Below are 21,646 nucleotides of genomic sequence, written 5' to 3' on the forward strand. Positions count from 1 at the left end.
CTTAATCTGCTTGCCCTTTTTGTTTAACGTTCGGATTAGATCTGTTCGACCTAAAAAGCCGTGCAGTTAAAAACCATGTGGTTAAAAACGATGTTGTTAAAAACAGTGCCTTTAAAATCAGTCGTTAAAATGCATAGCTTGCGCTGAGTTCGAACGAGCGACCTGCACCGGCAATTTGGTTAAAGCCATTGGTATTATCGGCCTTAAATTCCGCTACACTTACGCCGCCCAGTGGCAGCTCATAGTAGCTGTCGAACAGGTTATTCACGGCGAAGGTGACAGTCAGATCCTGCCATTTCATACTGCTGTTCAAATTGAGCAAGGAGTAACTGTCGGTTTCATTTTCAAGGCGGCGGTCATCTACGCGATCTTTGGTCGCAACCCATTGCCATGAAAGACTGTTTTCCCATTGACCTAACTGATGTTGCAGTGCCAGCTCAGTTTGCAACGGCTTGATTTGATATAAAGGTTCATCACCTTCATCTCGCTCGCCACGGGTTACATTCACTTTGCCTAACACTTGCCATTTACCTGTGCTGGTTTCGGCAAACTGGTAGAGCGCATTAAAACGTGCGCCATAGAGATTGGCATCTAAGTTAGTGAATTGGAGAATATTGCGTTTGCCATCAGGCGAACTGGTGCGATTGAAGCTACCAATGACTTCGGCATCGACATAGTCAGTCACAGCTGTGTACCAAGCTGTGGTCGAGACTTGCCAGCTATCATCGTTATATTTGTAGGCTGCGCTCAGGGTATGGGCGGTTTCTGGTTTAAGATCCGGATTACCTACGTAACCATTACCATCACCATACCAACCTATCATAGTGGTCGCCATAGTGCCGCGGCCCCAGCTGTAACGTTCGTACAGATTAGGTGCACGATTCTTGCGGGCTAAACCAAACTCAAGTTGTTGATTGGTCGATAATTGATAGCGTGCCAGTAAGGTGGCATCGATCAGATTATCATCACGTTTTCTGTCCATCGCATTAAAGGCTTTTGCCGCTTCTGCGTCGACATTGGGCATGCCCATCATAGGCATGTTGCTATAGGCTTGGACTTCACCTGTATTGGTGGTGACATACTCAAAGCGAACGCCCGCCGATAACCACCAGCTTTGACTTAAATCTTGCTGCCATTCGCCATAAACGGCGGCGCGGCGGCGTTCACCATCGTTGATGTTGATGTAGTCATTGGGCGCCATCATAGTGCCAGGCACCGCAGGCCAAACATCGTCGAGCTGGTAGCTATAGTATTCTTGGCCGACCAGTAAGGTGCTGTCATCACCCATTGGCAAACGCCAGTGTAGTTGATAGCTGTAGTCATCACCTTCAGTGTTCATTGGCATCTTGCCGGTTTTTTCTGGGGTGAAAAAGCCCATCTCGTGTTTCACGCCGTGCCAGTTTACTTGGGCACTGAATTCACCGTCATCGTCGAGTTTGAGTTGATAACGGGCGAGGGCACCGTAACTCTTGTTATCCGTCATATCCATATATTGGTTAGCAAAACCTTGGAATGGAATATTTTGGTGGGTCAATTTGATGGCAACTTCTTGAGTCTCATCGCGCCATGCGGCTGTCAGTGCATGGTTTTGTGCGCGGTATAGAGTATCTATGACTTTATCGCCATTGCCATCTTTATAGCTGTTGGCATCTTCATAGGCGCCTTGATAGCTAAGGCTGACATTTTTGCTGGCAACTGTGGCATTGGTGCCGAGTAGCAAGGTGTCACTCACACTGCGATATCCAGTTGAAATATCGCCACTATTCCACTTGATAGCCTCGCTTTCACCAAATTTAGGGTTAAGGCTGCTAACCTTGATCACACCCGCAATATTGTCGCCACCGGCACTGACTGGCGATACGCCCGCGATAACTTCGGCTGTGGTGATTTGATTGGCGGAGATATAGGACAGCGGGGGATTCATTTGGTTTGCACAGGACGCGGTAATGTCTGCGCCATCAACCAGCACTTTGATGCGATCGCCCATCATGCCATTGAGGATAGGTAGGGCTGATACGCCGCCCGCTTCGGAGAAATCGACTCCTTGCCCTTTCAGTAGATTTTCAGCCGAGCCTAAGGCGTTACGGTTTTCGGTCTGTTGGCCATGGACCTCTAAGCGTTCAATATTGGCTAATTCACTATCGTCAGCCATGGCCTGTGGCGCTAGCGATAAGCCCATGGCGATTGCGAGGGATGAGGAAATTACTGAAGTTTTAAACGGGTGAGATAAATACGCAGAATTTGCAGCCATCTTATTGTCTTCCATTCACTTGGATTAATTGCGCTGCATTATAAAGAGCATCTCAGTGTGGCAGGTGCGGCATATTGTCGCAGAGGGTAACAAAGCGAGTTAAAACATCAGAATATGGCTTGAGCAGAAGACAAGTTTTCCACTTTTTAATCAGTTAGGCATGATTCTCTTAGCTCTTTATTGGTACCTCAATTGATAAGAGGTCCAATAGAACTCTGCGTTAGCGGTACTTTTTGTGATTTAAGCTAGCTAAAATACTTGCTATACAAGCGCTGAGTTTCACCTTGGGAATCCATAGCGGCGAGTGCTTTGGCAAATTCAAAGACTTTAGAATCTGGTGTTAACACAGTGGGACTGTTATCTGGGCTGATGGGGATATCGGCGCGATAGTTGGGGTTGTGTCTACCGCGGTAGTGGCGGCTTTTTTTCGAGAAACCGAGGTACATTTCCTGCGGTAATTCGCTGTAGTGATAGTGGAGTTTAAACTGGCTTTGGTCGCGATTTTTGAGGTAATAATGCAAAGTGGTTTGATCATAAATAAAAAAGTCACCTTGGTTTGAAAGTAAATAATCCAAGGCTTTAGGGACGGTTAGCTCAGGCGGTTTGCGTACCTTAATTTTGTCGGGTAAGCCGCCAAAGTCATAACTGCCGGGGGCGATTAAGAGGGTCATCTCATTATGGGCTAACTGTTCAATGGAGCGAATATCGGCGGCGCCAGCACGGCTAATGCCAATCGCACGTTGTGAAAGTCCATTGGGGATAAAATGCGCGTATTGAGCCCGCTCTTCGGTGAAATTAAGGCCGGGATAAAAATCGATATTGCCGAGTTTGAGATCCCGCAGAATACGTAATTTAGGTGCGCGTACCACATTGAGTTTGCAGCCAATCTTGTTCGCCGCCGCTTGGTAGAGTTCGTGATAAAATCCCGTGTTATTGGACTCGTCTCCGATAAAGGGTAAGCGTTCGCTGGTGCGATACCCCATAGTCATCACGCAGGAGTCTGAACTGGAAAAAGCACTGGCAAGCGGGGCTTGAAGTGTTATCAGTAAGAGCAGTGCGCCGAGCCAAGGTTGAGCGACTAACACGGATGCCAAATTGATCTCCTTATCTGTCGATTACAAAGTGTAACCTGAGTGCCAATAAAGGTTATGGCAAAATCCACTCACTAAACCTATTAATAAAATCTTATTGATTATTAAGCTAATATATTATTTTTATTTAAATAATCTATCATACTTTCCTACTAGTCAAAGTCATTTTTTATGTTGGAGTGCACAAACTCTGTACATCTGATTTGATTGCGTTATAGTTTGCGCTGTTAGGCTATGGGCTTAACTTTCATTAAGCAGTGAGGCATAAAATGACTAAGCAAAAACCGCAAAATATGCCCTTAGAACACGAAAGTGGTCGAGGCACCATTACCGACAACGCACTAAAAGCGTTAGTGACGAGTCCCTTGTTTAGGACCCGCACCGAGAAAGCGAAAAAGGGCAAAGGGTCATACGACCGTAAAGCACAAAACCGAAAGGGGCATCAGCACAAGGGCGATGCCCCTTTTGACTTTCTAGGTCTGCGCTTTTGTTAATCTGCTTTTTACTGTTTTAGTTCGCTGCTTTAGTCTGCTGTGTTAGTGCCTCGTTAATCCTGCCAATTCATGCTCCTCCACCTGCCTTTACGCCAATCTTTACGCTTAAATCAGCCTTATTATTGATACTCCTTGTTGGAGGTTAATTGTACTTTCGCCCTGAGCGAGTATGGTGAACGCTTAGAGCGTTTTAGCGAAGGAGATGCACATGGCACAGCAATATCGAGTTGAACACGACACTATGGGTGAGGTGAAAGTCCCCGCCGATTGTTATTGGGGCGCACAAACCGAGCGTTCGCGGCAGCACTTTCGTATTGGTGCTGAGGCATCTATGCCTGTCGAAGTGATCCACGCTTTTGGCTATTTAAAGAAAGCCGCAGCCATTACCAATCAACAGCTTGGCGTCTTGCTCCAAGATAAAGCTCAACTGATTTCCCAAGTGTGCGATGAGCTGATTGCAGGCGAACTCGATGCGCAATTTCCTTTAGTGATTTGGCAAACGGGCTCGGGCACGCAAACCAATATGAACGTCAATGAGGTGATTGCCTATCGCGGCCATGTGCTCTCGGGTGGGCAACTTATCGATGCGGTTAAATGCTTGCACCCCAATGATGATGTTAACTGCTCGCAATCCTCCAACGATACCTTTCCCACCGCCATGCACATTGCCGCCTATCGCCAAGCCGTTGAGCTCGTTTTGCCCTGCATGAGGTTATTGCAGCAGAGTTTACAGAAGAAGGTCGAGGAGTTTGCGCAAATCGTTAAAATCGGTCGCACGCATTTTATGGATGCAACACCGTTAACCTTAGGCCAAGAGTTTTCGGGTTACGCCGCGCAGTTAAGTCATGCCATCGAAGGCATTGAGCACAGTCTCAAGCGTGTAGCCGAGTTAGCTTTAGGTGCGACCGCCGTGGGCACTGGGCTGAATACACACAAGGATTACGCCGTTAAGGTGGCGGACAATATCGCAAAACTCACGGGCTTGCCCTTTGTGACGGCGCCGAATAAGTTTGCTGCCCTTGCTGCCCACGATGAATTAGTCTCCCTGTCGGCGGCCTATAAAGTGGCGGCGGTTAGTTTAATGAAGATCGCAAATGATATTAGGATGTTAGGTTCTGGCCCGCGCTGTGGCATTGGTGAGTTATTACTGCCTGAAAATGAACCCGGTTCGTCGATCATGCCGGGAAAAGTGAACCCGACTCAGGTCGAGGCTATGACTATGGTGTGCGCGCAAATCATGGGTAATGATGTTGCCGTTGGGATTGGCGGCAGCAATGGTCAGTTTGAGCTCAATGTGTTTAAGCCGATGATTATTGCCAATGTGCTGCAATCGGGGCGCTTATTGGGGGATGCTTGCCAATCGTTTAATGATCATTGCGTGGTCGGCATAGTGGCGAACGAGCCACAAATCGCGCTGCATGTGGAGAACTCACTCATGTTAGTGACGGCGCTTAATCAACATATCGGTTATGAAAAGGCCGCTAAGATAGCCAAAAAAGCCCATAGCGAGCATAAGACACTGCGCCAAGCGGCATTAGAACTTGAGTTTGTCACGGCAGAAGAATTCGAGCTTTGGGTCGATGCCAATAAGATGTTGGGACCCGATGCTTAATGCTTAATTCATAACGTCTCATCCTAGCTGCTGATAAATCAGCGAAATTGAGGCTGGCAATGAATCAATATCGTGGGCCAAGACAGTGTGAAGAAACAGTGGAGTAAGGATGCTGAAGCATTCGCAGTGTTAATGCTTACGAAATGATAAAAACAAAAAGCGAACCAGAGGTTCGCTTTTTGAGTCATAGCCTGTCCTATATCAGAACAGCTTAGTCTTGGGTGTCAGCGTCGACTACTTCAGCCCACAGATCGTGTTCATCTGAATGGGTGATGCGGGCACGAACCAACATACCAGGTTCCAGCTCAGTTTCACCATTGATAAACACCATGCCGTCGATTTCAGGTGCATCGGCGAAGCTGCGGCCAATGGCGCCTTCTTCGTCGACATCGTCAATCAGAATATCTAAAGTACGGCCAACGAAACGGGCTAAACGCTCGGCGCTGATCTCGGCTTGGAGTTCCATAAATCTGTGGTATCTGTCTTCTTTAACCTCTTCGCTGATAAGCTCAGCGATAGTGTTGGCGACAGCGCCATCGACTTCAGAATATTTAAAGCAACCTACGCGGTCGAGACGAGCTTCTTTCAAGAAATCGAGCAGGATTTGGAAATCCTCTTCGGTTTCACCTGGGAAGCCAACGATGAAGGTTGAGCGGATCACTAGATCTGGGCAGATTTCACGCCAGCGTTGAATCGCTTCTAACTGACGGTCAACACGGCCTGGACGCTTCATCATCTTGAGGATGCGCGGGCTAGCATGCTGCATTGGAATATCCAAATATGGCAGGATCAAACCTTCGGCCATCAAGGGGATCAAATCGTCAACCCATGGGTATGGATAGATGTAATGCAGACGCACCCAAGCGCCCATTTTACCCAGTTGGCGCGCTAGGCTAGTAATGTCTTGCTTGACTGGCATACCGTTCCAAAAATCGGTACGACCGCCTTTGTCTTTGCCGTAGGCCGAGGTGTCTTGGCTCACAACTAGAATTTCTTGTACGCCTGATTCCACTAAACGCTTAGCTTCATCTAAGATGCTGCCCGCTGGGCGGCTGTCGAGATCGCCACGTAGCGAAGGGATGATGCAGAAAGTACAACGGTTGTCGCAACCTTCTGAAATCTTTAAATAAGCGTAATGCTTAGGCGTTAACTTAACTCCAGTTTGTGGGATTAACGAGGTGAAAGGGTTGTGCTCTGGCTTAGGTACGTACTTGTGAACATGCTTCAACACCGCTTCGTAGCTGTGTGGGCCAGTGATTTCTAATACATCTGGGTGCACTTCGCGGATTTGGTTTTCTTTGGCGCCAAGGCAGCCAGTGACGATCACTTTGCCGTTTTCTTCTAAGGCTTCACGCACAGCATCCAGAGATTCTTCCACCGCGGCATCGATAAAGCCGCAGGTATTGACGATAACTAAGTCGGCATTGTCGTAGCTGTTAGTGACTTCGTAGCCGTCGATGCGTAACTGAGTCAGAATACGCTCTGAATCCACGAGGTTTTTTGGGCAGCCCAAAGACACGAAACCGATGCGATTCCCAGTGGTAACAGCATTAGTGCTTGCTGCTTCTAATGTTTTGACTGGGATATCAAGCGTGGTCGTTTGCTTGGGTTTAAAAGTTTCAACTGTCATGGTTTCTCGCTGAGGTATAAGCCGCCTTAAAAAAGTTGGCGGATTATACCTGAAGTGATTAAAAGGTACAGTAGCTTTGGCTGAAAAGTGTACAACTGGGGCACTGAATATGCCAGTTAACCCTAAGGCCTATTTTGGGTATGGATATAGGAAGATAAGCCAAAGATCCATGGTCGAACTCATCTGGATAAAAAGCGCTAAAAAATTTTCAGAAAAATTAACCCTTTTTAAAATTGGCCGCGTTTATAGGGGCAAGAGACAATTTCTTGATGCTGTTACATATTGGCACAAGTATTGGCACTTTTTACTGATAGCCTAAGCGCTAAATAAGCGACACAGTCGTTTTAGCCGTCTCGTTTTGAATATGCGTTCTATTTGAAGTGGTTTAGGTATAAGCACATTATTTTGGAGTAAGTTATGAAAAATTCTCTTTTAGCGGTATTGGTGGCGGGTGGTCTTTTTTCTAGCGCGTTTATGGCGCCAGCAGTGATTGCCGCTGAGGTCGATTTCCCGCATATTGAAACCATGGGTGTGAGTCAAATCCAAGTCGAGCCTGATATGGCTGATGTGAATGTGGAAGTGGCCGTGACCGAAAAAACCGCTAAAGCCGCCAAAGATAATTCCGATGCCGCCGTGGCTAAGTTTATCGCCCGTCTCACCGCAGCGGGTGTGACTAAAGATCAGATCCAGAGCGCGAATTTAAATCTTCAACCGCAATATGTGTATGTGCAAGATAAGGCACCTGAGCTGACGGGTTACACCGCCAGTCGCCAAATTACCGTGACGGTAACAGACTTAAGCCGCTTGAATGCAATCTTAGATTCTGCCTTAGAAGAGGGTATGAATCGGGTGAATAACATCGCCCTTAAGTCGAGTAAAGAAGCTGAATACGTCGCCAAAGCACGTCAAGCTGCGATTGTGGATGCCAAACAAAAAGCCGAATCTTTGGCTAAAGGCTTTGGTGAAAATCTAGGTAAGATCTGGCAGATCCGTTATTACGATCAACGCCCTGTGCAACCTGTCATGTTGCGTATGAGCGCTAAAGCCGATGCCATGGGCGCCGCCGAGAGTTATCAATATGGTCAAGTGAGCATAGAAGATAGAGTTGAAGTGATTTATAAACTGAAGTAAATCAGTCTGAGGCATATGGTGATGGATGAAGCTCCTATTGGAATTCATCCATTTTATTTTTTATGCCGTTTACAATCGTTTTATATTTTTGGAAATAGCATTCTTCACTCTAATATGTGATGGATTTTATTAGGATGATGAACAGTAAAAACTGGCAAATTTAAGTATTTATCCTCACACTAGTAAGGTTAATGTTTAGGAGGCCGTTTATGGATTTTCCCGCTCGAATAAAGCAACAAACTTGCATGGATTGCTTAAGTGGTAAGTCATTAGGATTTGAAATTCGAATGGCATTTCAACCTATTATCCATTGGCCTAGTCGTGAGATTAGCGGTTATGAAGCTCTGGTCAGAGGCCCTGATGGTGAAGGGGCTGCGTGGGTGTTTGAGCGGATTAATGAAAATAATAAATACTATTTTGATCAGGCTTGCCGTGTTAAAGCGATAGAAACCGCTTCAAAGCTGGGACTCGATAAGATGCTCAGTATCAACTTTTTACCTAATGCCGTATATAACCCTGAGACCTGTATCCGCGCGACGATTGAAGCCGCCGACATGTATGGGTTTGATATTCACAAAATCATGTTCGAAGTGACTGAGGGTGAGCAAATTGTTGATCGGGCAAAATTAGTCCGTATCTTCGAGAGCTATGCTAAGCGTGGTTTTATCACGGCAATCGATGATTTTGGCAGTGGTTTTGCTGATTTAAGCTGGCTCGAAGCCCTGCGCCCTCAAGTATTAAAACTTGATATGACCTTGATCCGTGATATCGATCTCGATAGAGAAAAGCAGTTAGCCGTGGATGAAATACTGCGTATTTGTTTAGAGCTGAATACAAGAGTTTTGGCCGAAGGCATTGAGACTGAAGCCGAACTTAATTATCTCGCTGGAATAGGGATTGAGTATTTTCAGGGTTATTATTTTGCCAAACCACAACTCGAATATTTGAGTTCCTATGAAGAGCTAAGCTTTCACGCCCCAAAGTAAATGGTTAGGTGGATTGATATCGTTGCACGATTAGAGTGATAACACGTGCAGAGACTCGATGGATAATTCTTTGTTTCTGATATCGGCTAACTGATATATCATGCGCCACCTAAAATTGCCCTTGTTACCTATTCGCTACTATGTCTTCCAACGCGCTCTATACCGATTTATCCGGTTATTACGATTTAATGTGTTCCGATATCAACTACCAGCAACAGAGCGCGAGTATCCATCGTCTGCATCAGTTTCTCGGCAATAATGGTAAGCAACATCTTGATTTAGCCTGTGGCACTGGTCCACATGTGCGGCATTTTATCGACCTTGGTTATCAGTGCAGTGGCCTTGATATTAATCAGCCTATGCTAGACATGGCCATGCGTCGTTGTCCTGAAGCTCAGTTTAACCTCCAAGATATGACGGCTTTTTATTTAGAAGAGCGCGTCGATTTGATTACCTGTTTTTTATATTCCATCCATTACAGTGCTTGCATCGAACGCCTTAAAAGCTGTATCGCCAGTGTGCATAGCGCACTTAATGACGGTGGGCTGTTTTGTTTTAATACTGTCGATAAGCACAGAATCGATAACACAAGTTCGGTTAAGCATTTTGCCGAGTTTGATGGTAGTCATTTCGCCTTCGAATCCGGCTGGCATTACAGTGGGCAAGGTGAGAAACAGTCATTAAAGTTGAGTATTGCCAAAAGCAGTCAGCCGTTTGCTGATGTCTCGCCTTTACCTGTCTCTGATATGAAAGGCTTAGGCTCGCTGGAAGCTGGGTTACACGCCGCAGGTTTGCAAGAAGTGGGCTTACAAGAAGTCCACAGTATTGAGCAATGGCAAGATCAACATGCTATGGTCGCTACCAGTTTCACTGAGCTGCAGGAATTGTTAGCGCCCTATTTTGAAGTGCATGTTTTCGAACACGATTATGAAAAAATTGTCCCGTGGGATTTAGCATCAGGTAATGCGCTGTTTGTTTGCGTGAAAATTTGACCTTCTGTTGAAGGTTGGTAACAGAAGGCCTGCTCATAATGTCAGTGTGACTTGTTAAATCTCGCTTCTCTTTCAGTCTGTTTTTATTTAAAGCCAAATTAAAGTTGTAGGCTTCACTCTTGATTTTTCATCAAGAGTCGACCAAAAGGGGAAAGTACCATTCCCCTTTTGGATATTCCTTGCCAAATAACGTCCATGTTTAACAATCAGCTCGTCATTCATAACTCTTGTTCATAACGCTGCCGTACAGTATTCCCGTTAAAGCTTGCTTTAATAAACTTGCTTTAATAAGTAAGTCGCACAATATAAATGATAATGGAATTAATTAAATGTAATAATTTTGTATGTTTATTTTGTTGCCTATGAAATAGTTACAATTTCACAGGCAATAAATACATTAAGACAGAATTAGCACGGCTTTAGTGTAAGTATGAAAAAAGTTTCATGTGTTTTATAAAAATAGTTAACTCGAATTTAAAATATTAAAATAAATCTATATTGTTGATAAGTAAGGTTATTATTTTCATTGTGTATTGATCTGAGTGTGGTTTTGCGAGGTTGGCATTATTTTTGTAATGTCCTTAGTGTATTTAAATAATTAACTAGGAGTACTTTATGAAAAATCCCATTCTTACTTTAGCTGCCATTATTTCTTTAGCCTCTTTTAGTGCATATTCTCATGCAGATAACATGAGCAACAGTGATGCCGCAGAAAACGGAATCTATGTCGGCGCTAACTACGGTTATTTAAAAGTCGATGGCGATGATGATTTTGATGATAATAGTGATGTAATGCAGGGTCTTGTTGGTTATAAGTTCAATAAATACCTTGCTCTTGAAGGTAGTTACATTAACTTTGGTGATTATGGTAATGGTTTAGCAAATGCCGAAACCGATGGTTATACGGCGGCCCTTAAAGTCATGCTTCCCATTGCTGACCGAGTTGAGCTATATGCTAAAGGTGGTCAGTTATGGTATTCGACAGATTATGACGTCGTCGGTTTTTCTGGCAATGACGATGGCGAAGGTGTATTCGCCGGCGCTGGTGTGGCATTTAAAGTCACAGATCGATTTTTAATTAATGCTGAGTACACTTGGTATGATGCAGATCTTAATGTCGATAGCATCGCCAATGGCGTAAAAACCGATACAGACTTTAATCAAGCCAGTATCGGTGTTGAATATCGCTTCTAATTAGTAATCTCATCAACAATTCATAATTATTAAGGCGTGATACTTTAAGTGTCACGCCTTTTTTACTTTATCTTGATGGTAGATGTTATTGGATTTAATAAGAAGTATTGGCAGCCATTTATAAACAACAATATAATTCACTTTCCATTTTTTGCCTACAATCTGTTATGGCGAAAATTGCTTGAACGAGTACCATTAAAAATGATGGGACGATATATGGGACAAAAGTCAAACTAATTCATTAAAAAAGGCGTTTTTAAACATGCAAACCCCACCGATTTTAGGCATGGGAGGATTGCCTATCGTCATTAGGACGATGACAATCAGTACATTTATATCGAAAGCGCTGTTCTAAAAGAATAAAAACCTGGTATCGTCTTACTATGGTAAAATACAGATAATTCATGGTGATAGTCTCTTACATCTATGGTTAACATAAGTATGCTTTTGAGTAAGCTATGGTTAAAAATAGAACTGATAGATTGAGATTTGCACTCTTGGGCGTTAATCTTGCCTCTATTCTTCGATTAGATTGTCGCACTTCGGAGTTGAATTTGAGTTATCTTAATTATGGTATAGTAAAATGAGTAAAAAAATATTTACAGGAAAAGTAACAGGTCATTATAAAAATGGTCAACTAAGGATTGAGGAAAATTATGAAGATGGAAAGTTAAATGGTATTCGTAATATTTATTATGAAAACGGTCAGTTAGAAAAAGAAGAAAATTATAAAGATGGAACGTTAGATGGTATTTGTAATAGTTATTATAAAGACGGTCAGTTAGAAAAAGAGGGAACTTATAGAAAAGGCAATAGAGAAGGCATTTATAAGCATTATTGGTCTAATGGAAAACTAATGGAGGAAAAGTTTTATGTAAATGGGAAAGAAGATGGTATTTGTAAAAGCTATTATAGAAACGGTCAGTTAGAGTCGGAATTGACTTATGAAAATGGGAATTTAGACGGTGTTTGGAAATATTACAATGAAAATGGTAAGGTAGCAGTACAAATTTTTAAAAATGGGAAAGAAGACGGTTTTTATCGAACTTATCATTGTAATGGTGAACTGGAGAATGAAGCGTTATATATAAATGGAAAGTTAGAAGGTATTGGGAGGTATTATAATGAAAATGGTAGATTAACAGTAGAAAAAACCTTTGTTAATGGGGTTCTGGAAGGTCTGTTTAAATATTATAATGAATGCGGTAAATTAAAGGTGGAAGGCGTTTATAAAAAAGATCAATTAGATGGCCTTTCTAAAGCCTATGATGAGGAAGAAATATTGCAAGTTGAGGAATATTATAAAAACGGAGAGCGAGAGGGGCTTTTTAAGAGTTATCATAAAAATGGTATAATAGAAGTAGAAGGAACTTATAAAAATGGTAAGAAAGACGGTATTTGGAAAAGCTATAGTGAAGATGGTCATTTAATTCAAGAAACGACTTATAATAATGATTAGTTAGATGGAATCTTTAAAAAATTGCAGCAATTGACAATTAGTGTTGGAAGGAATAAATCTTGTCCTCCATTTTGTAGCGGGCTTAGAAAACCATATCGACCTATTTAGCTAAGCAATGTCCATTCGAATAGTGCTTTCTAGTGCTTTCTAGTGCTTTTAGCGCGGAAGTCGCCTATGGCGGCTTGCCGTTACTCTACCCCATATCAAAAGTGCATTATATTATTGTTTTACAATGGGTGGCCTGATTTATTCCTAATTGATTTGGAGATTATAGATAAAGTTACTTACTTACTTACTTACTTACTTACTTACTTACTTACTTACTTACTTACTTACTTACTTACTTACTTACTTACTTACTTACTTACTTACTTACTTACTTACTTACTTACTTACTTACTTACTTACTTTAATGGGCTGGCGACTATTTAATTGAATTATTTCTAACTCTATTTTTCCCATCTCTAACTCAATTTCTTTTTGTCTGGTTGAGTAAGTTTGGTTAGTTATGTTGTTTAATGACTTCCAAAATTGTTCTTGGTTTTTCTCACTTGATGGATTTGAATTTAGACCTAGTACGACACTAAATAAGATTGGATAGTTTTGTGAATTTATTTGATCGAGTTCTGCTGCTAGCATTTTTGCCGCTTTAGAATTATTTATATCGCCTTCTGCATTGGTTTCGACCTTACTTAAAGCAAGTTTTAAGCTTGCTTTTGTTGTTTCATCAACAGCATAAATATTCAGTAACTTATCAACTCGAGTAATGTAAGTATATAATTGTTCTTGCTTTGTTGATGGGTCTTGTATCCGTTCTTGGTTGACGAAACCATCTAATCCAACACATCCGTTTAAGATAGTTAAGCTTGATAATAGTAAAAATACTTTCGGTTTCATGTCTCACGTCCTTGTAAGCAATATTTATTGTTTATTGATTCTAGTTAGACAATGGCGTAATCGCCAGTAACTCTTTTACAAATTTGTTGCTTGAAGTGCTAGCCTGCATGCAGCTGTCTTATTGGCAAGTTAGCAAATCAAAGACTATCAGTAATGATGGTCTTTTTGTGTTTAAAAGGTAGGGGTAAATCGGGTTTCTATAATTATTTTTTGTTTTGCATAACCAGCAGACAACACTGATGCTAAAGGGATTCTCCATCCCCTGCGAAGTTGCCGCAGGGCGTTGGAATAAATTGCGTGAGTCCGGTCATGGATGACCGGCTAGCTTTCGTAGGTACAGGGACGTTGCCTTCGGAAGCGATAGCAATTTATCCATGAGACCAAGGCCAGTCTCTAATGCATGTAACTTCGCTAGGGGCGTCTTGGAGAATCCAAGGAGGATAGGACGAGCAGTCCTCCTTGGTCGGGTGTGGGGTGAAGCCCCACGACTTTGACTTTGATTTTTCTCAGATTTGCATTTCAGAATTGAGTTAAATTGACTCATACAAATAAATCCAAACCCAAGTTTAAAAAACAAAAAGGCGCCGAAGCGCCTTTTTACTCTAGGGGAAAGGGAAAGCTCCCCATCCCACAATGATTTGATTACACAATCAGATCATACTCATCTTTGAGTATCTTAATAATATCTGCCTTAGGATTCGCTGGCAGCGGGATTGGAGCGCCAGTCACCTTCTCGGCAACGCCAGTGTAAGTGCGTGACACTTGCATCATGGCCTCAAGTGGGAGGTCAATGTCGCGGGCGAGGGCTTCACGCTCTGGCATTCTGTCTTTGTTGAGCAGCACATCAGGATCGGGGAAATGATTTAGCAGGAATTGGCGGAAACCCTCTTTGGAGTTTTCCAAAATCTTGCCATCGCGGTAGGCGGCGCCGTCCCAAATGCGTGATGAATCTGGAGTACCGACTTCATCCATATAAATCAGTTTTGAATTGCCATCTTTATCGGTCACATAACCGAACTCAAATTTAGTGTCGACAAACACTTGATCAATGTCGGCCAGTGCTTTTGAAATCACTTTAAAGCCATCTTTTAACAGCTTCTCGTACAGGTCGATATCTTCTAACTTTTCAAAGCCAAAGGCTTGGTAGTTGGCTTCGATATCGCTGCGGCTGATGTTCACGTCATCTTGGGCTGGCACGCCTGGGATGCCGGTTAAAATACCCTTAGTCGATGGGGTGATTAACAGCTCAGGGAGCTTTTGATCTTTCTCTAAGCCTTCTGGCAGTGTGATGCCACAGAATACGCGCTCGCCCTTTGAGTAGGCGCGCCACATTGAGCCTGTGATGTACTGGCGGCAAATGGCTTCGACCTTAATGGGGCGGGCTTTTTGGACTATCCATACGAACGGGTGCGGGATATCCAAAATATGGCTGTCGGCTAGGCCGTTTTCGGCGAACAGTTTAAACCAGTGGTTAGAAATCGCGTTTAATGCCGCGCCTTTACCGGGAATGCCTTTGAGGCCACCTTCACCGTGGAAGATGCAGTCGAAGGCTGAGATACGGTCGCTGATCACCATGATGGCGAGCGGGGTATCTTCGGGGACGTTATAACCCTTGGTTTTGATTAAACGGCGGCTGTCGGCATCGGTTAGCCAGTAAACGCTGCGAACCTTGCCGCTGTGGACTGGGCTGTCGGTGCGGATTGGCAAATCGTTATTTACGGCTAATACGGAATCAGCAAGACTCATGACGAGTATTCCTTAGGATAGAGAGTGTAGGGATAAGGTTTTTATAAGTGTCGGTTTGCAGATGAACTATGGCGTTAGCAACAGCCAGATTTATTGCAACCGCTTTATTATTCGCGCTTGGCTTAGGGCGTAAAGCATTCAGCCAGTTTGCGGGATTTGATGTTAAATCTTGAACAGCAAAAGTGGTATTTTCGGGCGGTGTTTGAAGTGTGTTGGGTGGAGATAATGCAAGGGATGGAACAAACGCAGGGCAAGGTTGGCACCACAGTGAAAGTGGTCTGCGAAAGCGGGCTGGGCCCGTGCCATTTTGCTCGAAAATGCTAACCATTAATCCGAGAGAACCTTGTTCTAGACTGCCGCGAAAAAGTGGCGACATTCTACCTTTTTTGACAAAATTTGCCACGGCTATTTGCATCGCTCTTTGCACAGATCTTTACATAGCTCTTTACACTGCTCTTTATATAGTTCTGTGGCTTGAATCTAGCGGGCATAAGGATTTGCAAGGGAATCACGCGCTAACACTCAGTGCTGAGCATGATGGAGGGCTGGTGTTCTGCGGACGAGCTAATGTTGAAGGGCTGTATTTTAGCGCGCTGATGTGCGAGCTTATGACGTAGCTGCAGCCGACAAGACCATCAAGCCAAATATCCAATGGAGGGAATATGAGCACAAGTCAGCATGTACATAATGATAATCAACGAGAGCTAGTATTAGAGCGGATTATCGATGCGCCGCCAGAAAAACTGTTCCGCGCGTGGACCGAGCCAGAACTCCTCAAAATTTGGTTTACGCCAAGGCCGTGGACTGTGGCTAGCGCGAGCTTAGATGTGCGTGCCGGTGGTTCAAATGTGATCGTGATGCGTAGCCCTGAGGGACAGGATTTCCCGAATCGTGGCGTGTATCTTGAGGTGGTTGAGAATGAGCGCATCGTATTTACTGATGCCTTTACTGAGGCTTGGGTGCCGTCCGATAAAGCTTTTATGACGGCTACTATTACGTTTGAACCTATAGATGGCAAGACCAAGTACACTGCGCGGGTGCTGCATTGGAATAGCGAAGATAGGCAGAATCATGAGGATATGGGGTTTCATCAGGGTTGGTCTAAGGCGACCGATCAGCTTGAGGAACTCGTCGCGAGCATTTAGCTGATGAGTCTCAAGCCTCGTATCAGAGAGTAAACAATAAGTAGTATCTAGCCCAATTGCCCTGCATATTTTATTGCTGGGGATTGGGCAGGATTAGAGGTGTTATGTCGTCACAGAAAGAAGTACCAGTGCTTAAACAATCGGTGCTTGCGCCATCGCAACTCGCGCAAAGCGCTGCTTTGCAGGGCAATAGTTTTTTATCAAAACAGTTCAATGGCTTGTCGGAATTAGCCCAAGATCTACAGGGCATCGAGTTTGAGGATTGTTGCTTTCAAGATTGCCATTTTAGTGAGAGCACTTTCCGTAAGTGCAAGTTTATCGATTGCCGCTTTGTGCGTTGCAACTTAAGTTTAGTGAAAGTGCCCCAGTGTCAGTTCAGCGGGGTGGAGTTTGAAGAGTGTAAGTTAGTCGGTATCGATTGGACCCGCGCCGCGTGGTCACGTTTATCTTTTGCCGCGCCATTTTCCTTTAAGCAATCCATCTTAAATGATTGCTCATTTTTAGGTTTGTCCCTCGATGAAATTATCATCGAAGAGTGTAAGGCCCACGATGTCGATTTTCGCGAGGGCAGTTTTAATCAAGCCAATTTCACCTACACGGATTTTAGTCATAGTCTGTTTGGCCGAACTCAATTATTGGAGGCGGATTTCAGCGAGGCATCCAATTACGATATCGACATTTTTAACAATAAAATCAAAGGCGCTAAGTTTAGCCGCGACGAAGCGATTCGGCTGCTCAACTGTCTTGATATAGAATTAATGGATTAAGGATTGTGGTAGGTTTTTACTCAGCTGTTCACTCAGCATAGTGATGCTCATCCCACGAGTGTTATCGCAATTTACTGAAATATCTGTTTGTTTTTGAAGTCGCCATTTGTCCCATCTGGCGGCTTTTTCTGTCCGTTTTTTAAGACCTATTGATCTTATTCACGTATTTCAAGGTCAGTCCTAGGTTTTAGTTGCGGTAGATCACACCGAGCTTCCCCATGTGGTTTACCACAATACCCACCTACCTCTTTCGGGATAACAATCTCTGTGGATGAGCAGTGTATTCAGCGTATGCCGTGTATTTTGAAGATATGGTGGCGCTGTTTTAACGCTTTATAACTAAAAAAGTAATCAAATCAGTGAGCAAACCTCTGCTCGATGGCGTCCAATGTGGCGACTGACGGGTGGGATGAGCGTGATGGAGGTAACCATGATTGAGCTTAATAGGCGAACCTTTTTAAAGGGAGCAGGAGCGAGCAGCGCCACGTGTGCGCTGGCCAGTCTGCTGCCGGGCAGCTTAGCGGCATTAGAGAATAAGCAGCTAAAGGGCATGGGCAAAGACATTGCCAGTATTTGTGAAATGTGTTCGACTCGCTGCCCGATTTCGGCGCGGGTGATTGAGGGCAAAAACGTCTTCATTAGTGGCAACAAGGCCGCTAAATCCTTTGGCGGTAAAGTGTGTGCCCGTGGCGGCGCAGGCCATAGTTTATTGTACGATCCACAGCGTATCGTTAAACCGTTAAAGCGGGTCGGTGAGCGCGGCGAAGGCAAATGGGCTGAGATCAGTTGGGATGAAGCTTATAAATTAATCGCTGAAAACCTCAATAAAATCAAAAAAGAACATGGCCCAGAAGCCGTGGCATTCTCGTCAAAATCTGGCTCACAAGAAAAGCATTTGTTTCACCTTGCGACCGCCTTTGGTAGTCCAAATACTTTTACCCACGCGTCGACTTGCCCTGGTGGTTATGAAATTGCCGCTAAGGCTATTTTTGGCACTAAGGTCAAACGTGATTTAAGTAATTCTAAATACATCATTAACTTCGGCCATAACCTGTACGAAGGCATTAATATGTCCGAAACCCGCGGCATGATGGCGGCGCAAATGGACAAAGGTGCCAAGCTGGTGGTGTTCGAGCCAAGATTCTCCATTGTGGCCGACAAGGCCGATGAATGGTATGCCATTCGCCCCGGAACCGACGTGGCCGTCGCCTTGGCGTTATGCCATGTATTGATTGAAGATAATCTTTACGACAAGGCATTTGTCGCGCGCTATGTGGAAGGCTTCGAAGCCTTTGCCGCCGAAGTGAAAGCCTATACCCCTGAATGGGCAGAAACTATCTCCGATGTGCCTGCCAAAGACATTCGTCGCATCGCCCACGAATATGCCGCTAAAGCGCCCCATGCTGTGGTCGATTTTGGTCACAGAGCCACCTTTACCACCGAAGAGTTTGAGATGCGCCGCGCCCTTTACGCCGCTAACGTCTTGATTGGTAATATTGAGCGTAAGGGCGGGATTTATATCGGCCAGAAACCCGGTGATTACAACAAGCTTGCCGGTGAAGCGGTTGCGCCCGTATTGGCCAAACCTGGCGTGAAAGACATGCCAAAACCAGCAGCGAAACGTATCGATCAAGTGGAAGAACAGTACGCCATGATGTGGACATCGGGCGGCGTTTACCAAACCATTCTCGATGCCACCTTAAGCGCAGTGCCCTACCAGTTACACGGCTGGGTGATGTCACGCACTAACCCAATGCAAACCATGACAGACAGAGCACGCGTTGTTGAAGCGATGAAAAAGCTCGACTTTATCGCCGTGTGTGATGTTTATATCAGCGAAACCGCCGCCTATGCTGACGTGATTTTACCTGAGTCGACTTATCTTGAACGTGATGAAGAAATTGCTGACAAGTCAGGTAAAAATCCGGCCTATTATGTGCGCCAACGGGTCGTTGAAACCTTAGGTGATACTAAGCCTTCTTGGCAGATCTTTAAGGATGTGGGTGTGGCTATGGGCCTTGGCGAGTTCTATCCATGGGAAAACATGGAAACCCTGCAAATGCTGCAGGTGAACCGCGACACTGACCTGCTGCGCCGGATCAAAGACGAAGGTTTTGTGAGCTTCGGTAAGCCAATTATGTTGTGCGAGCCTAAGATGGTTGCCGAGTTTATTAAGGCATACCCCAATGCGCGACCTGCCGATGAAGACGGCACTTACGCCAGTGCACTGACCTTTAAAACCCCGAGCGGCAAGATTGAACTCACTTCCGCGAAAGTCGAAGCCATGGCACCGGGCCGTGGGGTGATCAAGTTCCGCGAAGTGAATCTTAAAAAAGCAGATGAGCTGTACTTTATCCAAGGCAAAGTGGCGGTGCACACCAATGGTGCAACCCACAATGTGCCTATGCTCGCTAACCTGATGTCGGATAACGCTGTGTGGGTTCACCCCGTCACTGCGGGCAAATTAGGCATCAGCAATGGCGACCCAATCCGCCTCACCAGCAGTGTTGGCACAGAAGAAGGCCATGCCTTAGTCACGCCGGGCATTCGCCAAGATACTGTGTTTGCTTACATGGGCTTTGGTTCTAAAAACAAAGAGTTGGTCAGAGCAACGGGCAAAGGTATCCACTGCGGTAACTTACTGCCGCACGTTACTGCTCCTGTGTGTGGCATGACAGTGCACACCACGGGCGTCACGCTGGCAAAGCGCTAATCGGAGGCTTAAATGAATAAACGATATGTAATGGTGCACGACGAGAATAAGTGCATCGGCTGCCAAGCTTGTAACGTGGCGTGTCGCAGTGAAAATGGCGTACCCGAAGGCGTAACTCGTCTGCAAGTGCGTGTGGAAGGCCCCTTTGGTGAGATGCCCAATCTGCATTTCAAATATCACAGGGTATCTTGCCAGCAATGTGAAGATGCACCCTGCGTTAAAGTGTGCCCAACAGGCGCGGCCTATGTGGGTGAAGATGGCATTATCTCTATCCATACCGAGAAGTGTGTCGGTTGTATGTACTGTGTGGCAGCGTGCCCTTATAAAGTGCGCTTTATGAACCCAGAAACCAAGGCCGCGGATAAGTGTAACTTCTGTAAAGACAGTCGTTTAGCACGGGGCGAAGAGCCAGCGTGTGTGACTGTGTGTCCAACCGATGCCTTAGTGTTTGGTGATGCTAATGATCCAAGCAGTGAAGTGGCCATCATGCTCAACACTAAAATCACTTACCAAGATAAAACCCATTTGGGCACTAAACCTAGGGTATATCGCGTTCCTACCAAAAGAGGGGGGATTTGATTATGAACAATACTTGGGGCGACATGGCGCAATATGATCCTGTCACTTGGCACTGGGTCATCGCCGTTTACCTGTTTATGGCGGGTTTATCCGCGGGCAGTTTACTGATTGGCATTGGTTTGCGCTGGGCGAATAAGGAACTCAGCGCGGGAGCTGAAAGCAGCATTCTTAAGGCGGCAGCGATTATTGGACCTGTGGCAATTAGCTTAGGTTTAGCTTGCTTAGTGTTTGATTTAACCAAACCATTCCACTTTTGGCTGATCTTAATTCACTATAACTTCCAGTCAGTTATGGCAATCGGGGTGCTGGCGCTGCTGGCGTATTCTCCCTTGGCCTTTGCATACGCCATTATTGTGCTGCGGAATGACTTACCAAAATGGGGTTTGGGTTTCCTAACACCTATCGCTAAGTTACTTATGCCATTTCGAAAGCTGATTGAAGTATTGTTGTTTGTCCTCGCCATTGGCGTAGGGGCTTACACTGGCTTCTTAATTTCGGCGATGAATGCCTATCCTATGCTCAACACTGCGGTACTGCCTGCGCTGTTTTTAGTGTCAGGTCTATCGGCGGGCGCTGCGGCAAATGCGGTACTGGCGTTGCTGATGTTTAAGACGGACAGCCACGACAAAACCTTAGTGAAGATGCACGGTTTAGAATTGCCTGTGATGGCGATTGAAATCCTGTTCCTGTTCATGTTGTTCTGCGCCTTGTACTTCAAGGGCGGCGCGGCGGCTGCGGCCTTAGCATCGTTAACTTCTGGGCTATGGGCAAGCGTGTTCTGGATAGGCGTTGTCGGTATAGGTTTTGGTATTCCATTGCTGTTTATGCTGCTACCCGCCGCGACTCGCCACACTAAGGGGGCGATGATCATGGTGGCTTGTGCGAGCTTAACGGGCGTACTCGCCTTAAGACACTTTATTGTGTACGCAGGGCAAAGCTATTTAAGCTGAGTGTAATCT

18 protein-coding genes are annotated in these 21,646 nt (G+C 44.9%); 12 read left to right on the top strand and 6 right to left on the bottom strand.

What is annotated here, in order from left to right; all coding sequences use genetic code 11:
* Positions 1–124 precede the first annotated feature (124 nt).
* Both RA178_RS02795 and RA178_RS02800 read right to left on the bottom strand, forming a co-directional pair.
* On the bottom strand, positions 125–2,251 hold the full coding sequence (locus tag RA178_RS02795; RefSeq protein ID WP_131523434.1) for a TonB-dependent receptor: 2,127 nt from the start codon (positions 2,249–2,251) through the stop codon (positions 125–127).
* Between the two features lie 245 nt (positions 2,252–2,496).
* Entirely contained in the window at positions 2,497–3,345 is an 849-nt protein-coding gene (locus RA178_RS02800) for a substrate-binding periplasmic protein (protein WP_306684439.1), read from the bottom strand.
* Positions 3,346–3,611: 266 nt separating this feature from the next.
* Between RA178_RS02800 and RA178_RS02805 the strand changes: the two genes are divergently transcribed.
* Entirely contained in the window at positions 3,612–3,836 is a 225-nt protein-coding gene (locus RA178_RS02805; protein WP_131523432.1) for a ribosome alternative rescue factor ArfA, read from the top strand.
* 208 nt (positions 3,837–4,044) lie between these two features.
* Entirely contained in the window at positions 4,045–5,448 is a 1,404-nt protein-coding gene (gene fumC, locus RA178_RS02810) for a class II fumarate hydratase (protein WP_168825651.1), read from the top strand.
* Positions 5,449–5,659: 211 nt separating this feature from the next.
* On the opposite strand, the gene rimO is transcribed toward fumC, so the two are convergent.
* Positions 5,660–7,078, bottom strand: coding sequence for a 30S ribosomal protein S12 methylthiotransferase RimO (gene rimO / locus RA178_RS02815; protein ID WP_198573078.1), 1,419 nt, complete (start codon positions 7,076–7,078; stop codon positions 5,660–5,662).
* 417 nt (positions 7,079–7,495) lie between these two features.
* Here rimO and RA178_RS02820 point away from each other — a divergent pair, with 417 nt between their 5' ends.
* The 5 genes from RA178_RS02820 to RA178_RS02840 all read left to right on the top strand — a co-directional run bounded on the left by RA178_RS02820 (position 7,496) and on the right by RA178_RS02840 (position 12,840).
* Positions 7,496–8,209: an oxidative stress defense protein gene (locus RA178_RS02820; protein ID WP_219250654.1), complete on the top strand. Its 714-nt coding sequence runs from the start codon at positions 7,496–7,498 to the stop codon at positions 8,207–8,209.
* Positions 8,210–8,418: 209 nt separating this feature from the next.
* Positions 8,419–9,195: an EAL domain-containing protein gene (locus RA178_RS02825; RefSeq protein ID WP_113940061.1), complete on the top strand. Its 777-nt coding sequence runs from the start codon at positions 8,419–8,421 to the stop codon at positions 9,193–9,195.
* Between the two features lie 140 nt (positions 9,196–9,335).
* Positions 9,336–10,187: a class I SAM-dependent DNA methyltransferase gene (locus tag RA178_RS02830; protein WP_306684443.1), complete on the top strand. Its 852-nt coding sequence runs from the start codon at positions 9,336–9,338 to the stop codon at positions 10,185–10,187.
* 615 nt (positions 10,188–10,802) lie between these two features.
* The gene (locus RA178_RS02835) at positions 10,803–11,381 is read left to right on the top strand and encodes a porin family protein (protein ID WP_306684444.1); all 579 of its coding nucleotides are present in this window, start codon (positions 10,803–10,805) and stop codon (positions 11,379–11,381) included.
* Between the two features lie 583 nt (positions 11,382–11,964).
* Positions 11,965–12,840 carry a toxin-antitoxin system YwqK family antitoxin gene (locus RA178_RS02840; RefSeq protein ID WP_306684446.1) on the top strand — a complete coding sequence of 292 codons (876 nt, stop codon included), beginning with the start codon at positions 11,965–11,967 and terminating at the stop codon, positions 12,838–12,840.
* Between the two features lie 396 nt (positions 12,841–13,236).
* On the opposite strand, the gene RA178_RS02845 is transcribed toward RA178_RS02840, so the two are convergent.
* The 3 genes from RA178_RS02845 to RA178_RS02855 form a co-directional block, all read right to left on the bottom strand.
* Complete coding sequence (locus tag RA178_RS02845) at positions 13,237–13,737, bottom strand: hypothetical protein (RefSeq protein ID WP_131526164.1); 501 nt, start codon at positions 13,735–13,737, stop codon at positions 13,237–13,239.
* Positions 13,738–14,379: 642 nt separating this feature from the next.
* Positions 14,380–15,483, bottom strand: coding sequence for a phosphoribosylaminoimidazolesuccinocarboxamide synthase (locus tag RA178_RS02850; protein WP_306684449.1), 1,104 nt, complete (start codon positions 15,481–15,483; stop codon positions 14,380–14,382).
* Positions 15,470–15,898, bottom strand: coding sequence for a hypothetical protein (locus RA178_RS02855; RefSeq protein WP_306684451.1), 429 nt, complete (start codon positions 15,896–15,898; stop codon positions 15,470–15,472). Before RA178_RS02855 ends, RA178_RS02850 begins: the two co-directional genes overlap by 14 nt.
* A gap of 247 nt (positions 15,899–16,145) precedes the next feature.
* Here RA178_RS02855 and RA178_RS02860 point away from each other — a divergent pair, with 247 nt between their 5' ends.
* From RA178_RS02860 to nrfD, 5 genes are all read left to right on the top strand, one after another.
* Positions 16,146–16,628: an SRPBCC family protein gene (locus tag RA178_RS02860; protein ID WP_306684453.1), complete on the top strand. Its 483-nt coding sequence runs from the start codon at positions 16,146–16,148 to the stop codon at positions 16,626–16,628.
* A gap of 104 nt (positions 16,629–16,732) precedes the next feature.
* A complete protein-coding gene (locus RA178_RS02865) occupies positions 16,733–17,395 on the top strand; it encodes a pentapeptide repeat-containing protein (RefSeq protein WP_107402699.1) in 663 nt (220 codons plus the stop codon).
* A gap of 430 nt (positions 17,396–17,825) precedes the next feature.
* Positions 17,826–20,108, top strand: coding sequence for a thiosulfate reductase PhsA (phsA, locus tag RA178_RS02870; RefSeq protein ID WP_105251315.1), 2,283 nt, complete (start codon positions 17,826–17,828; stop codon positions 20,106–20,108).
* A 12-nt stretch (positions 20,109–20,120) separates the two neighbouring features.
* The gene (locus tag RA178_RS02875; protein WP_198573398.1) at positions 20,121–20,687 is read left to right on the top strand and encodes a 4Fe-4S dicluster domain-containing protein; all 567 of its coding nucleotides are present in this window, start codon (positions 20,121–20,123) and stop codon (positions 20,685–20,687) included.
* A gap of 2 nt (positions 20,688–20,689) precedes the next feature.
* On the top strand, positions 20,690–21,637 hold the full coding sequence (nrfD, locus tag RA178_RS02880) for an NrfD/PsrC family molybdoenzyme membrane anchor subunit (protein WP_263256631.1): 948 nt from the start codon (positions 20,690–20,692) through the stop codon (positions 21,635–21,637).
* Positions 21,638–21,646: the final 9 nt, after the last annotated feature.

Source organism: Shewanella oncorhynchi, assembly GCF_030848765.1.
In the GTDB taxonomy this organism is placed as follows: domain Bacteria; phylum Pseudomonadota; class Gammaproteobacteria; order Enterobacterales; family Shewanellaceae; genus Shewanella; species Shewanella oncorhynchi.

Excerpts from the sequence above, each read along its gene's own strand:
- RA178_RS02795 (WP_131523434.1), bottom strand. The coding sequence starts at position 2,251 with ATGGCTGCAAATTCTGCGTATTTATCTCACCCGTTTAAAACTTCAGTA.
- RA178_RS02805 (WP_131523432.1), top strand. The coding sequence starts at position 3,612 with ATGACTAAGCAAAAACCGCAAAATATGCCCTTAGAACACGAAAGTGGT.
- fumC (WP_168825651.1), top strand. The coding sequence starts at position 4,045 with ATGGCACAGCAATATCGAGTTGAACACGACACTATGGGTGAGGTGAAA.
- rimO (WP_198573078.1), bottom strand. The coding sequence starts at position 7,078 with ATGACAGTTGAAACTTTTAAACCCAAGCAAACGACCACGCTTGATATC.
- RA178_RS02820 (WP_219250654.1), top strand. The coding sequence starts at position 7,496 with ATGAAAAATTCTCTTTTAGCGGTATTGGTGGCGGGTGGTCTTTTTTCT.
- RA178_RS02825 (WP_113940061.1), top strand. The coding sequence starts at position 8,419 with ATGGATTTTCCCGCTCGAATAAAGCAACAAACTTGCATGGATTGCTTA.
- RA178_RS02830 (WP_306684443.1), top strand. The coding sequence starts at position 9,336 with ATGTCTTCCAACGCGCTCTATACCGATTTATCCGGTTATTACGATTTA.
- RA178_RS02835 (WP_306684444.1), top strand. The coding sequence starts at position 10,803 with ATGAAAAATCCCATTCTTACTTTAGCTGCCATTATTTCTTTAGCCTCT.
- RA178_RS02840 (WP_306684446.1), top strand. The coding sequence starts at position 11,965 with ATGAGTAAAAAAATATTTACAGGAAAAGTAACAGGTCATTATAAAAAT.
- RA178_RS02845 (WP_131526164.1), bottom strand. The coding sequence starts at position 13,737 with ATGAAACCGAAAGTATTTTTACTATTATCAAGCTTAACTATCTTAAAC.
- RA178_RS02850 (WP_306684449.1), bottom strand. The coding sequence starts at position 15,483 with ATGAGTCTTGCTGATTCCGTATTAGCCGTAAATAACGATTTGCCAATC.
- RA178_RS02855 (WP_306684451.1), bottom strand. The coding sequence starts at position 15,898 with ATGCAAATAGCCGTGGCAAATTTTGTCAAAAAAGGTAGAATGTCGCCA.
- RA178_RS02860 (WP_306684453.1), top strand. The coding sequence starts at position 16,146 with ATGAGCACAAGTCAGCATGTACATAATGATAATCAACGAGAGCTAGTA.
- RA178_RS02865 (WP_107402699.1), top strand. The coding sequence starts at position 16,733 with ATGTCGTCACAGAAAGAAGTACCAGTGCTTAAACAATCGGTGCTTGCG.
- phsA (WP_105251315.1), top strand. The coding sequence starts at position 17,826 with ATGATTGAGCTTAATAGGCGAACCTTTTTAAAGGGAGCAGGAGCGAGC.
- RA178_RS02875 (WP_198573398.1), top strand. The coding sequence starts at position 20,121 with ATGAATAAACGATATGTAATGGTGCACGACGAGAATAAGTGCATCGGC.
- nrfD (WP_263256631.1), top strand. The coding sequence starts at position 20,690 with ATGAACAATACTTGGGGCGACATGGCGCAATATGATCCTGTCACTTGG.